Origin of the sequence: Marinomonas gallaica (assembly GCF_001639745.1) — a bacterium.
In the GTDB taxonomy this organism is placed as follows: Bacteria; Pseudomonadota; Gammaproteobacteria; order Pseudomonadales; family Marinomonadaceae; genus Marinomonas; species Marinomonas gallaica.
Map to the genome: position 1 here is coordinate 53862 of NZ_LTAX01000015.1, position 13364 is coordinate 67225.

At 46.4% G+C, this 13364-nt stretch carries 12 protein-coding genes; 6 read left to right on the top strand and 6 right to left on the bottom strand.

Annotated elements, in window-relative coordinates; translation table 11 throughout:
- Nucleotides 1–9: 9 nt before the first annotated feature.
- A complete protein-coding gene (gene cysZ, locus AYW76_RS13635; protein ID WP_067221228.1) occupies nt 10–780 on the bottom strand; it encodes a sulfate transporter CysZ in 771 nt (256 codons plus the stop codon).
- 219 nt (nt 781–999) lie between these two features.
- On the opposite strand from cysZ, the gene AYW76_RS13640 reads away from it, so the two are divergent.
- The 3 genes from AYW76_RS13640 to AYW76_RS13650 are packed head-to-tail and all read left to right on the top strand — an operon-like array spanning nt 1000 to nt 3659.
- Nucleotides 1000–1509, top strand: a complete 510-nt coding sequence (locus tag AYW76_RS13640; RefSeq protein WP_082866231.1) for a molybdopterin-dependent oxidoreductase — start codon at nt 1000–1002, stop codon at nt 1507–1509.
- Nucleotides 1510–1511: 2 nt separating this feature from the next.
- A complete protein-coding gene (locus tag AYW76_RS13645) occupies nt 1512–3308 on the top strand; it encodes a sensor histidine kinase (protein WP_067221231.1) in 1797 nt (598 codons plus the stop codon).
- 18 nt (nt 3309–3326) lie between these two features.
- A complete protein-coding gene (locus AYW76_RS13650; RefSeq protein ID WP_067221234.1) occupies nt 3327–3659 on the top strand; it encodes an Hpt domain-containing protein in 333 nt (110 codons plus the stop codon).
- A 65-nt stretch (nt 3660–3724) separates the two neighbouring features.
- On the opposite strand, the gene phoU is transcribed toward AYW76_RS13650, so the two are convergent.
- The 5 genes from phoU to AYW76_RS13675 all read right to left on the bottom strand — a co-directional run bounded on the left by phoU (nt 3725) and on the right by AYW76_RS13675 (nt 10377).
- Nucleotides 3725–4447, bottom strand: a complete 723-nt coding sequence (phoU, locus tag AYW76_RS13655) for a phosphate signaling complex protein PhoU (protein ID WP_067034150.1) — start codon at nt 4445–4447, stop codon at nt 3725–3727.
- A gap of 17 nt (nt 4448–4464) precedes the next feature.
- A complete protein-coding gene (pstB, locus tag AYW76_RS13660; RefSeq protein ID WP_067034153.1) occupies nt 4465–5295 on the bottom strand; it encodes a phosphate ABC transporter ATP-binding protein PstB in 831 nt (276 codons plus the stop codon).
- A gap of 20 nt (nt 5296–5315) precedes the next feature.
- Complete coding sequence (gene pstA, locus AYW76_RS13665) at nt 5316–7028, bottom strand: phosphate ABC transporter permease PstA (protein WP_170756333.1); 1713 nt, start codon at nt 7026–7028, stop codon at nt 5316–5318.
- A complete protein-coding gene (locus AYW76_RS13670) occupies nt 7028–9295 on the bottom strand; it encodes an ABC transporter permease subunit (RefSeq protein ID WP_067221237.1) in 2268 nt (755 codons plus the stop codon). Before AYW76_RS13670 ends, pstA begins: the two co-directional genes overlap by 1 nt.
- Before the next feature lie 113 nt (nt 9296–9408).
- Nucleotides 9409–10377 carry a PstS family phosphate ABC transporter substrate-binding protein gene (locus tag AYW76_RS13675; RefSeq protein WP_067034159.1) on the bottom strand — a complete coding sequence of 323 codons (969 nt, stop codon included), beginning with the start codon at nt 10375–10377 and terminating at the stop codon, nt 9409–9411.
- A gap of 304 nt (nt 10378–10681) precedes the next feature.
- Here AYW76_RS13675 and AYW76_RS13680 point away from each other — a divergent pair, with 304 nt between their 5' ends.
- From AYW76_RS13680 to AYW76_RS13690, 3 genes are all read left to right on the top strand, one after another.
- Entirely contained in the window at nt 10682–11200 is a 519-nt protein-coding gene (locus tag AYW76_RS13680) for a hypothetical protein (protein ID WP_067034161.1), read from the top strand.
- A 247-nt stretch (nt 11201–11447) separates the two neighbouring features.
- A complete protein-coding gene (locus tag AYW76_RS13685) occupies nt 11448–11966 on the top strand; it encodes a TRAP transporter small permease subunit (protein WP_067221240.1) in 519 nt (172 codons plus the stop codon).
- A gap of 1 nt (nt 11967) precedes the next feature.
- Complete coding sequence (locus AYW76_RS13690; RefSeq protein WP_082866232.1) at nt 11968–13356, top strand: TRAP transporter large permease; 1389 nt, start codon at nt 11968–11970, stop codon at nt 13354–13356.
- Nucleotides 13357–13364 lie beyond the last annotated feature (8 nt).

A 13364-nucleotide genomic window follows, 5' to 3' on the forward strand; every position in this document is an offset into this window, starting at 1 on the left:
AATGTAATCCTATCGAGTCTGTGACAAAAGATCGGCGTAATTCACAAAGCGCTCACTAAATACCTTGATCCACAAGAGTGTGGCTGCCACTACCGCAATCGGCATAACAAACAGGTTTAAGAAAGGAATGGTGACACCAAACATCACGATAAAGCCAAACGTCCAACATAGCAGCGGCTTTTCTCGCAGAGAGGCTCGCATTTCAGGGAAGCTGACTTTATTGTTATCAAACGCATAATCCATGTATTGCAAGGACAGCATCCAAGCGGAGAACAACACAATCAACACCGACGTGACAATATTCACCACTGGAATAAACGACAGCAACAGCAATGCAATAAAGCGCGGTAAAAAATACCCCAGTTTCTGCATTTCACGCTTTAAGCTGCGCCCAGTAATCACCATAAGCCCAGTAAAACTCATGTCTTCATCGAACTCTTTGCCCGTTTGCTGTTCTTCTACTTTTTCCGCTAAAAATGCCATAAAGGGGGCAGCAAGGATATTAACCCCCACAGAGAAGCTGTAAAACATCATCAAACCGATGGCAATGTTCAGCAGCAAATAAAACAACCAGTTTAAGAACGACATCCAATCAGGTATGTAGCCCATCATTTCATCTACCGCAACAGACATATAGCTCAGTGCCACGGTGTAAAGCAGTACCATTAACGCAATATTGGCCACAATTGGTGCCAATAAAAACAAACGTAATCGGCTTGATAAAAGAAGCGGGAATGCTTGTATGTAAGCGCCTACGGCGGCAAATGGATGAGTGATCACGAACTAAACCCCTGTTTAAAAATCAACACTTGTAGCACTAATAATTGGTGTCTATTTAAGCATATTTTTCAGCAAAAAAGTGTCTTGCCTGCGCCAGAGAAGCCTCGAATTGCTTGAGATATGTAACTATTGTTCGCTATTGCCCCTATTCCCTGTAAGCAAATTTGCTACACTCGTGGTTTACTCATGCGTTCACTAAGCTCAAGACAAGGTACGAATATGAAACGTCTTTTCATGTGGTCTTTCTCATTATACGTCGCTTTGATGACAACAATGGCGCTTGCTGCCAATGAAGCGATGCAAGGCAATACGATTCTCACCGTCACGAATCACCACAGTGATACAGAAACCTCTTTAACATTCGATTTAGCCGCACTCAAACAGCTCCCCTCTTACGACATCTCTACCCATAACCCTTGGGAAGAAGGTGTGCATCACTACAAAGGTTTTAACCCGAGAGACCTACTTGAGCAGCAAGGCATTAAAGGAAGCGTCCTTCGTCTAACCGCCTTTAATCAGTACATCACTGAAATACCACTGGAAGACTTTACTCAATTAGGCGCCATCATTGCCTATGAAATGGATGGGCAACCCATTGCTGTGCGTAGTAAAGGCCCATTAATGGTTATTTATAACTTTGATGACAACCCAGACTTAAAAAACGAAGCCTTCTATGGTCGCTCTATTTGGCAATTATATAAACTTAAAGTGATGCGAGCGGACTACTGATTATGGACGTAGATGCAGAGTGCAAAAAACCTCGGTTTAAACGTTGGTTAGCGAATCTGCTGATTGTGTTTATGATGATCACATCGTTACTGACCTTTACTCTGATACCTCTCTCCGATAGCAGTTCAACGCTCAACTCACAACAAGTGTTTGAAAGCTCGCGCTGGCATTCGCTGCAACTGCAATTGCAAACCTACCGTCTGATGGACTATTTATCAGATCTCTCTGAAGCCGACCTCCCCGTCAATGGTAATGCTTACTTTCAATACGACTTAGTGCTCAGTCGAGTCGATCTCTTACGTAAAGGTGATTTAGGCAGTAATATTCGCAACTTTGCCAATGGTCGAGCAGTACGACTGCTGAATATTATTGCGGGTGAACTGGAACTCATCAGTCTTAATATTCAGCGTCTTGAACAAGGCCAATTGGATCAAACAGAGATCATTGTGGATCGGTTACGCTCTCTGGATTCGCAAATCACTGATTTTGTGGTCATCGTAAATCAAGGCGCAAACGACTTTATCACTGAAAAGCGTCACGATTTAGACGTTCAGCTGGCGTATATTCAGATGGTTTCATTGGTACTATTCGTTATCTCTTCGACTCTGTTATACGTTACCTACAAAGTCTCAAAAGAGCTGCGTCAAACGCTGAGACGCAATACTCGGCTAGAAGAACGAATTGATGCTGTGCAGGCCGGTAAAGTCGACATTATTAGCCGTATTGTGAACGATATAAAGCCCATCTTTACCAATCTAATAAGTCACTCAAACACATTAAAAAGCACAGCATCGGATGCTAAAGTTCAAGAACACTTAGAGCACCTCAGCACTCAAAGTAACCAGTTACTCACTCAGCTAGACTGCTATTATGACCTCACATTAATCGAGGCCAATCGCATGTCTTCAGTAACTAATGAGGGGAACCTAAGAGCGCACATCAATTATGCTGTCAGTGCATTAGAACGCGTCTTTTTAACCCATCAAGTACGAGCCATTGCACACGTTGATCCGCGACTGCCCGAGCTTGTCGAGACTGACTTTAGACGTTTACATGAAATTTTAATCACTTTAATTTCTCACTTAGCGCCCTATTGCCATCATTCAGAGCTGCTAATTCAAGTCCGTCCATCAACACTCCCCATCTTTAATTTACCTGAAAAACACGGCAATAAAGCCACCAAGATGGTTCAAATCAGCTTGCGCGATTCCGGTGAAGGCTTACCTAACAAGGTTCAGGTTGGTTTACGTAAAAACCCCTATAATCCAGCCAATACGATCATTGGGCAAATTCATCAAATGGGTATGGGCTTTACCTTCTGTCATTATTTGATTGGCGCATTAGGTGGAGAGTTACATTTTTCCAGTTCTCAAGGAGCCGGTACTGAAATCTGGATCGACCTGCCCATGGGATTAGACGACGCCAAGACTCAGGCAGCAGACAAAAGCGCTAGTAAGCGTGCTAAAGTGGCTATTTGGCAGTCGGACAGCTTGCTAGATCAAGCGTTTCTATCGTTACTGCAACAACTTAATCATCAGGTCGACCTGTTCACTGAAGGAGACCTTACGCGCCTGCTGCAGCAGAAAAATCTCCAGACATTACCCTTTGAGTGCATTGTGATCACCGATAAAAGTGCTCTTGATGAGGAACAAGTAGAGCTCATTGAGCGATTGCAAGCATTCGGCAGCCAAATCATTGTAGCAGCATCCGTTATAGAGGATTTGCCTCGCATTAAGGCGGATAAAACCTATCATTACCCTGTTACTGCGGCCCAACTTGAGGCCCTGTTACTTTCTTAGGATGAGGAGTTCCTTACTATGTCGGTAGACCATGCACAGCTAAAATCATTAATGGATATTATTGGTCGCGATACTCTGAGTCGCGTGAAGCAAAGCTATTTCAATGACAGCCAGGCCAAGCTCGTCAGCCTAAAAACGGCTATTGAAACACAGGATATACACCAGGTAGAACAGCTCAGTCATTCCTTAAAGTCTTCCAGCTCTAACCTAGCTCTGTCCACTTTAGCTGGTGTGTTTGCACACATGGAATCGGATGCCTCTCAAGGTCAAGCAGAAAACTTGAGCAACCTATACCAAAGCGCAGTAGATGAGTATGGGCAAGCTATTGCAGAGCTCGATACACTTATTTGAGCCAATACAGACACAAAAAAGGGGCGAAGTCATTAACTTAGCCCCTTTTTACATGTCATACGGTATTACGCTTTTTTATCTTCCGTTGCCAGTGCTTCCAACTCTTCAGTCGGTACGTGACGTACGTTCACACCATTGATTAGGTACACTAGGTGCTGACAAAGATGACGAGAATGGTCACCAATACGCTCCAAAGAACGCAGAATCCAAATCACGTTGAATACTGGGCCAATCGAGCGTGGGTCTTCCATCATATAAGTGATCAAAGAGCGGATTGCTGTTTTGTACTCAAGATCAACCTTACGATCCGCTTTGGCAACACTCACCGCTAGATCGATGTCTAAACGAGCGTATGCATCTAAGCTTTCACGAACCATGCTTGTCACCATTTGACCAATGCGGCTGATTTCCACATAACCACGTGGCGATTCGCCTTCATTGATCAATTTCAAAGCGTGATTGGCAATTTTCTTCGCTTCATCACCCATGCGCTCTAGCTCAGAAACCGCTTTACCAATTGACAGAATCATACGCAAGTCCGTTGCTGCGGGCTGGCGTTTCGCGAGAATGCGGGTACATTCTTCGTCAATCAATGCGTCCAATTGGTTAACGGTTTTGTCTTTGGCTTTCACTTCTTCTGCTAAGTCACCTTGACCTTCAAGCAACGATTGAATCGCATCCGATACTTGTTTCTCAACCACACCGCCCATGGTTAGAAAGTGCTGACGCAGTGTTTCTAGTTCAGCGTTAAACTGTTGAGAGATATGGTCCGTAGTAAGTTCTCGCATAATGGCAGTTCCTTATCCTAACCGTAACGACCCGTAATATAGTCTTCGGTTTGTTGTTTTGATGGGTTCGTAAATAGGCTATTGGTATCACCAAATTCCACCATATCTCCCATGTACATAAACGCAGTATAGTCCGATACTCGCGCGGCTTGCTGCATGTTGTGCGTTACGATGGCAATCGTGAACTCATTTTTAAGTTCATGAATCAGCTCTTCGATCTTCAGCGTTGAAATTGGGTCAAGCGCCGATGCTGGCTCATCCAGTAGCAATACTTCTGGTTTCACAGCAACCGTACGCGCGATCACCAAGCGTTGTTGCTGACCGCCCGACATGCCTAGCGCACTTTCGTGTAGACGGTCTTTTACTTCGTCCCATAGGGCCGCTGAGCGCAAGGCCCATTCAACCGTTTCATCGATCACACGCTTTTTGTTAATGCCCTGAATGCGTAGGCCATAGGCCACGTTTTCATAGATGCTCTTCGGGAATGGGTTTGGCTTTTGAAACACCATGCCGACACGACGGCGTAACTCTGCTACATCAGTGCCTTTGGCATAGATATTGTGGTCATGCAGGTTAATTTCACCTGTAATACGACAACCATCAACTAAGTCGTTCATACGGTTAAAGCAGCGTAGTAAGGTCGATTTACCACAACCAGAAGGTCCGATAAACGCCGTGACTTTTTTCTCAGGAATGACCATATCAATCCCTTTCAACGCTTCTTTTTCGCCGTAGTAAAGGTGTAAGTCTTTAACGGAAAGACAAACGTTTTCGTCTTCAATGCGCAGCGCCTGATGGCTACGTTGCATTGCTGAAATATCAATTGAGTGTGTGCTTGTTTCGCTCATAATCGTCTCTCTCCGCTGTCTTACATTTCCAGCGATTTGTATTTTTCACGTAGGTGGTTACGGATAGTAACGGCTGCTAAGTTAAGTGTTGCAATCACGATTACCAATAATAGTGCAGTCGCGTAGACCAATGGGCGCGCTGCCTCTACGTTCGGGCTCTGGAAGCCCACGTCATAAATATGGAAGCCCAAGTGCATGAACTTCTGATCCAAGTGTAGGTACGGGTAATTTCCGTCTAATGGTAATGACGGCGCCAATTTCACTACACCCACTAACATCAACGGTGCAACCTCACCCGCAGCACGCGCTACCGCAAGAATCACACCCGTCATGATCGCTGGGCTGGCCATTGGTAATACTACACGCCATAAGGTTTCCGCTTTCGTTGCGCCCAAGGCTAATGAGCCTTCACGTACGTTACGTGGAATACGTGACAGACCTTCTTCCGTTGCCACAATCACCACAGGTACAGTCAGCAACGCAAGCGTAATCGATGCCCACATTAGACCACCGGTACCAAAAGTTGGCGATGGTAGTGCTTCTGGAAAGAACGCTTGGTCGATGCCAGAACCTAAGAAGTAAATGAAGAAACCTAAACCAAAGACACCGTATACGATCGACGGTACGCCGGCTAAGTTGTTGACCGCAATTCGGATCGTACGCGTTACAAAACCTTGTGATGCGTACTCACGTAGGTAAACTGCCGCCACCACACCAAACGGTGTCACCAGTACTGTCATCAACAAAACCATCATCACAGTACCGAAGATCGCAGGGAAGACACCGCCTTCAGTATTGGCTTCACGTGGCTCTGCGCTTAGGAATTCCCACACTTTCGAACCGTAAAAACTCATCTTCTGCGCGATACCCATCGCATTTGGACGGTAAGCACGAACGACTTTAGCTACTTGCAGTTCGTGAACGCTGCCGTCCATCACTTGAACCACAAACGTATCCCGGTTGATTTCTGCGTACAGATCAATCAGGCGTTGCTGTAACGCTTGATACTTAGCATTTTGTTCTGCTCGCTGAGCATCAATGTCTGCTTGTTTCTCAGGCGTTAGATCATTATTTAGCTCAAGGCGACGCTGCTCTAGACGTAAACGTTCTAGTGCATGGTTGATCGTACCGATCTCATCTTTTTCCACCGTATGGATGTCATCATAGATCGTCGTAGCACGTTCGATACTGCGTTCAAATGCTGTCCAAGTCGCTAAAGCAGACTCCGTCGGCGTTAGATCAGTCGTCGAGGCAACCACTTGGCCGTCTTCTTTGACTGCTTGTAGGTAACCGTATAAGTTGCCCCATTCATGACGCTCGGCAGCGAACAACATTTCAGGCCGAGTTTCATTAGTGAAGTATTCATCAATAATCCAACGGAAATCTGAACCATATACGTCGCGGTTACCGGTTTTCATCAATGTGCGTTTCATCAAATCGTGATGATCCGCCACATCAATGCCGGCCTCACGCAGCTGAGCCGCTGGTACTTCAGTCGACTCAACACGCTCAGCGACCAATGTGTATGGCTGGGACCCTGGTAAACTGTAAGTTCCCTGGCTGATGTCCGCTGGCCAGAAATGCCCAAGACCACGCACTGCAATCAGGGCTAATAAACCCAGTACCATGATCACAGAGATCGCAACGGCACCGGCGTTTAACCATACCCATGGATCACCAGACTTGACCCACTGGGATACGGTTTGTTTCTTTTGCTTCAATTCTGTACTCATTACAACGACCCGTATTTCTTACGTAGGTGCTGACGCACGGTTTCTGCGATGGTGTTCACAACAAAGGTAAAGACGAACAACACAAACGCCGCTAAGAACAAGATACGGTAGTGAGAACTGCCCACTTCGGACTCAGGCACTTCCACCGCAAGGTTGGCCGCTAACGTACGCATACCTTCGAAGATATTGAAGTCCATGATTGGCGTGTTACCTGTCGCCATCAGTACGATCATAGTTTCACCGACCGCACGACCCATACCGATCATGATTGCCGAGAAAATACCAGGGCTTGCCGTAGGCAGTACCACACGTGTCATGGTTTGCCAGTAGGTCGCACCCAATGCCAGAGAGCCTTGAGTTAACGCTTTTGGCACAGAGAAAATCGCATCTTCGGTGATCGAGAAGATCGTTGGAATCACAGCGAAGCCCATGGCAAAGCCGACGACCATTGAGTTACGTTGGTCGAATGTAATACCGTGCTCGAAGATAATACCTGGTTCACCCAACCAGCCACGGATGTTACCGTCAAAGAAGCTCAGCTCGATCACTGGACTCATCGCTACACAGCCCCATCCGAGCAACACAATCACTGGAATCAGAAGCAATGGTTGCCAACCCTCAGGTACCATCCAACGAATACCAGCTGGCATACGAGACCAGATGAATGAGAACAGTAAAACGCCCACTGGCAATACAATTAAAATACTAAACGCAGCGGCTAAGTTCTCTTCAAGGAATGGCGCGAAGAAGAGACCGGCTAAGAAACCTAGAATAACCGTCGGTAAGGCTTCCATCAGCTCGATGACTGGCTTGATTTTACGACGCAATGGCGCGGCCATGAAATACGCCGTGTAAATCGCGCCACAAATAGCCAGAGGCACCGCCATCAGCATGGCGTAGAACGCCGCTTTGATGGTACCAAATGCCAACGGCATCAAGCTGTATTTTGGTTCGAAGTCATTGTTTGCTGCCGAAGACTGCCATGTGTACGTTGGCTCTTGGTAACCTTCGTACCACACTTTGCCCCAGATAGAGGACCAAGAGACTTCAGGGTGCTCGTTATCTACGGCAAAGAAGTGCAAGCCTTTGCTGTCTTCTAGCAACAAGCCATTGGCACGTGGTGCAAAGCTGATCATCCTTGCGGTGTCATCACTCACTCGCTCATCGACGACCTGACGGCTAGACGTCGCATTAAAAATCGACACAATGCCGCGGTCATCTAACGTCGCAAAACCTTTACGACGATGCTCCATCGCCATATCGACTAGGCCAGTAGGATGTTGCACATCACGGATGTAGGTTAAGTGTTCAACATTGTTCTCATCACGTACATTGAACCATTGGCTCACGCGACCTGAACTGTCGGCCACCATAACTGACGACTGACCTAGCAAGTAACGCATAGAAACCAGCTGCGCATCGCCTTTAATTAGATCGATTTGGTCTTTTGTCGAAACATCACTTAAATCGCGAATGTCGAATTCGGACATCTCACCATTTACATCGGCAACATATAGGTAACGTTGATCGCCAGAAATCAATAGTGCACGAGTGCCCTCTACAAAGGGAATCTCAGCACGAGTTTCCGTTAACTCCACTTCTTCCGTGATGAAGTTCACATCTTTATTTAAACGCACCACTTGGGCCTGTTGATCACCGATCACCGCCAATGTTAGACGCTCATCATTGTCGCGGACGCTTAACTGACGTGGTGCGAAATCCGCCACTTGAATACCTTCTGCTCCGTAAGGGTATTCAATGCTTGGCGTGATCAGTCGTACACCATCTGGGTAGGTGGTTTTGTAATTTTGCTTGGCGACCAGTACGCGACCATCTGCGTAAGCAAACGCCATCATACGACTGGTATCGGATTCCAGAGCAAATGCCGTTGGTTGTCCTAATGGATTGCCTACATTTTTAATCACACTGCCGTCGGCAATATTGAAGTAAATCATGTCGCCGTTTTCAGCCACACGAAAACCGATTTCGGTTTGCTCTTCTGAGGTTAAATATAAGCTTTTACCCGATTCTTCAGCCGGTAGACTATAGCTGCCTTTCTGCTCAATGCTGGCACCAGAAAATAGAGGTGCGACTTCATACATCAAATAGAAACATATCAGTAGGACAGCTAGGATCACACTGCTACCGCCGATGGCAATACCGACGCTCGCACTACGATCTTTTAACGCACGAACCTTACGATGACGCTTTAACGCTGGCGTATCGAAATCCAGTTCGGGTACTTTTTGATCCGCTTTTGTACTCATCCGAATTCACTTTTTATGACATTTTTGTGACAGGTTTGGACATAGGAAAAGCAGGAGGGATCGAATCCCTCCTGCTTTATTGCATCCTGCAAACCTTCCCTGTTATCCAGCTATTACTGAATACCTAGGTCTTTCATGTATTTCGCAGAGACTTTAGCTGGTAATGGCACGTAACCGTCTTTCACTACCACTTCTTGACCCATTTTCGAAAGAACCATCTTCACGAACTCACGCTCAAGCGGAGCAAGTGGCTTGTTTGGTGCTTTGTTTACGTAAACGTATAGGAAGCGAGACAGTGGGTATTTACCAGTCGCAGCGTTCTCTGGAGTCGCTTCGATTAGCTCACCGCCTTCTTTCTTAGCCAGTGGCAATGCACGAACTGAAGAAGTTTTGTAACCGATACCAGAGTAGCCGATACCGTTAAGAGACGTAGAAACTGACTGTACAACGGAAGCAGAACCAGGCTGTTCATTTACAGAGTTTTTGTAGTCGCCTTTGAATAGAGCGTTTGATTTGAAGTAACCGTAAGTACCCGATACTGAGTTACGACCGAACAGTTGAATGTCACGATCCGCCCAAGCACCCGTTAGACCTGTTGCACCCCAGTTAGTAATGTCTTCGCTGTGACCACCTTTACGAGTAGAAGAGAAGATCGCATCCACTTCTGGAAGAGAAAGGCCTTTGATTGGGTTATCTTTGTGTACAAATACTGCTAGTGCATCAATTGCAACTGGCACTGCAGTTGGCTTGTAGCCGTATTTTTTCTCGAATGCTGCGATCTCTTTGTCTTTCATTTGACGAGACATAGGACCGAAGTTAGAAGTGCCTTCTGTTAGCGCTGGTGGCGCAGTAGAAGAACCAGCTGCTTGGATTTGGATGTTTACGTTCGGGTAAAGACGTTTGAAGTCTTCTGCCCAAAGTGTCATCAAGTTCGCTAGCGTGTCAGAACCCACACTGGAAATGTTACCTGATACACCGCTTGCTTTCGTGTACGAAGGTAAGTTCGCATCAACATCTGCCATTACGTTAGCAGAAACACCTGCTAGAGTAGATACTGCTAGAGTCGCAACTAATTTTTTCATCACTTCAACCTCAATGGTTATCGTCAGTTTGGTATGATTCGAAATCTTGATTCTGAGTCCGAATGACTTCGTTCTCGTTCGATAGTGAAAACTATAAAGAGGCTTTGTGACATTAATGTTAAAGGCTGAAATAATCTGAATCTTTTTTCATTAGCCTTATCAAGCAGCATGAATCACAGATCAGCACACACCCTCTAATTCCTTTAAATATCGCGTAAGAGATATGTAAACGCGCTTGCTGACCTTAAATGGGCCTGTTAACTTCCTGGCCGCAGGATATTTATATATAGACAGGGATTACGCTATGAAGAAGATCATCATTACATTATTGGTTGGCTGGTTGTTCAACGCGACAGCTTACGCTTGTAACTATTGTGGTAGCTATGGCCAGCAAGTCGCTTACAAACATAGCATTGTTTTTGAAGATATTACGGCAATGAGCGACGAACCGACTTCCATCACTCTGATGCCTCAATCCGTTAGCGTCTCGGTCGATCCAGACATGAAAATGACCACACTAACTGGTTACCTATACGTTGATGAATCTACACCTACTTTGATGAAGCTAATGTCAGAAGGGCTGAATATCCCACACGTCAAAGTTATCTCTCGTATCGCACCCGAAAACGGTGACAGCTGGATCAGCAACACCCTTGAGTTTACTAATGTCCATCTGCAGTACCTGAGTCTTGACTATTCGGATGGCTCACGTCCTTACATCAGTTTTTCCATTCAAGCGCCGGAAGGCATTACTAAATCTTCCGTTAATAAAACCGATGCGAATGGTCAACCAACAAATGAATTTATTGAGTACCAAAGGTAATTAAAGGTAAAAATCTAAGCCAATAGAACGCCTTCAGGTGCCAGCTTAAGCTTGATGGGCCATTGACGGCCCGCTCAAGCAGGGTCTTCATGGCTGCCATAAAATATTACCCTCTTCCCGCAAGCAGTATCTCACAACAAAACCTCGCCAAAACATTCCCAATAGCATAGATATCCAATAGACTGACCGCTCGGATTTTTCCGCCTTTCTTATTACAAAAGCAAAAAAATAGTCTGTGGGTTTAAAAATGCTTAACAAAATCATTTGTGGTGCTGAGAGCATTTCCGTCATTGTCGGAAAATGCGTCGCTTGGCTTACCCTTGTAATGATGCTGCTAACGTGTCTGATCGTAGTGTTACGCTATGGCTTAGGCATTGGCTCCATCGCCTTACAAGAATCTGTACTGTATATGCATGCCATGGTGTTTATGCTCGGTGCGGCCTATACCTTTAAAGATGACGAACACGTTCGCGTCGACGTTTTCTACCGAGGGTTTTCACCCCGTAAAAAAGCGTGGGTGAATATCGTGGGTGGTCTGCTGTTCCTACTGCCGTTCTGTGGGTATACCGCTTACATGAGTATCGATTACGTCGCCGCCTCATGGCGCGTCTTAGAAACCTCTCAAGAGCCCGGTGGCTTGCCGTTTATCTATCTACTTAAAACACTGATACCTGCGATGATGCTGATGCTGATCATTCAAGGGGTCGCTGATATTCTTAAAAATGTCGGCGTCTTGCTCAATAAACACCAAGCGGAGGCACTCTAAGGTGGCTGAATTTTTACCTTTATGGCTCTTTGCGGGCGTCTGTGTCTTTTTACTGTTTGGCTACCCTGTTGCCTTCTCTTTAGGGGGGACAGCCCTGCTGTTCGCTGCGGGTGGCGCCATGTTTGGCACCTTCGACGCGGTCTTCTTAGAAGCCTTACCTAACCGCTTATTCGGCATCGTGCGTAATGAAACACTTATCGCGGTTCCCTTGTTCGTCTTAATGGGCGTCCTACTTGAGAAATCCAAACTCGCAGAACGTTTGCTGGACTCCATGGCAATGTTATTTGGCACCATGCGTGGTGGGCTGGGTATTTCCGTGATCTTGGTGGGTATGTTGATGGCCGCCAGTACCGGTATCGTCGGCGCGACCGTGGTCACCATGGGGATGATCTCATTACCCACCATGTTGCGCCGTGGTTATGATCCAGCACTGGCCACCGGAACGATCTGTGCAACAGGCACACTGGGGCAGATCATTCCTCCTTCTATCGCTTTGGTGCTGTTGGGTGACGTCATGTCCAACGCATTCCAAAAAGCGCAATTGGACATGGGCGTCTTCTCTCCCAAAACCGTTTCTGTCGGTGACCTATTTGTCGGGGCTTTAATTCCTGGTTTAATCTTGGTGTCCCTATACATTCTCTACGTGGCGATGGTTGCTTGGCTACAGCCCGAAAAAGCCCCGGCGGTCCCCAAAGAAGAGTTGCGTCGTGGAGTCGACGATTCGTCATTGTTTGTCGACGTCGTCAAAGGCCTAGTACCGCCGCTGCTGCTTATTTTAGCGGTATTGGGGTCTATTCTAGGCGGCCTTGCGACTCCGACGGAAGCCGCGGGCGTAGGCGCCTTCGGTGCCGCGGTTTTAGCTTGGTTGTCCGGCAAGTTATCTTTGCAAACGTTAAAAGCGTGTGTGCTGACGACGACTAAAGTCACCGGCATGGTATTTATGATCCTCATCGGTGCCTCACTGTTTTCACTGGTTTTCCGAGGCTTTGGCGGTGAAGAATTGATCCATGAGTTCTTTAATCAGCTGCCTGGCGGTGTCATCAGTGCGGTACTGATTGTGATGCTGGTGATGTTTTTCCTTGGCTTTATCTTGGATTTTATCGAAATCACTTTCGTCGTCGTGCCAATCGTAGCGCCTGTTCTCTTGGCGATGGGTCTAGACCCAGTATGGTTGGGGATTATGATGGCCATCAACCTACAAACGTCATTCTTAACGCCACCGTTTGGTTTTGCTCTGTTCTACCTGCGCGGTGTTGCACCGCCAGAAGTGAAAACGCAGTCCATCTATAAAGGTGTGATTCCGTTTATTTTAATTCAATTGTTTGTACTGTTACTGTTAGCGGTATGGCCGGACTTAGCAACCTGGTTGCCAGAAAAAGTCTACGGTTAACATAAGAG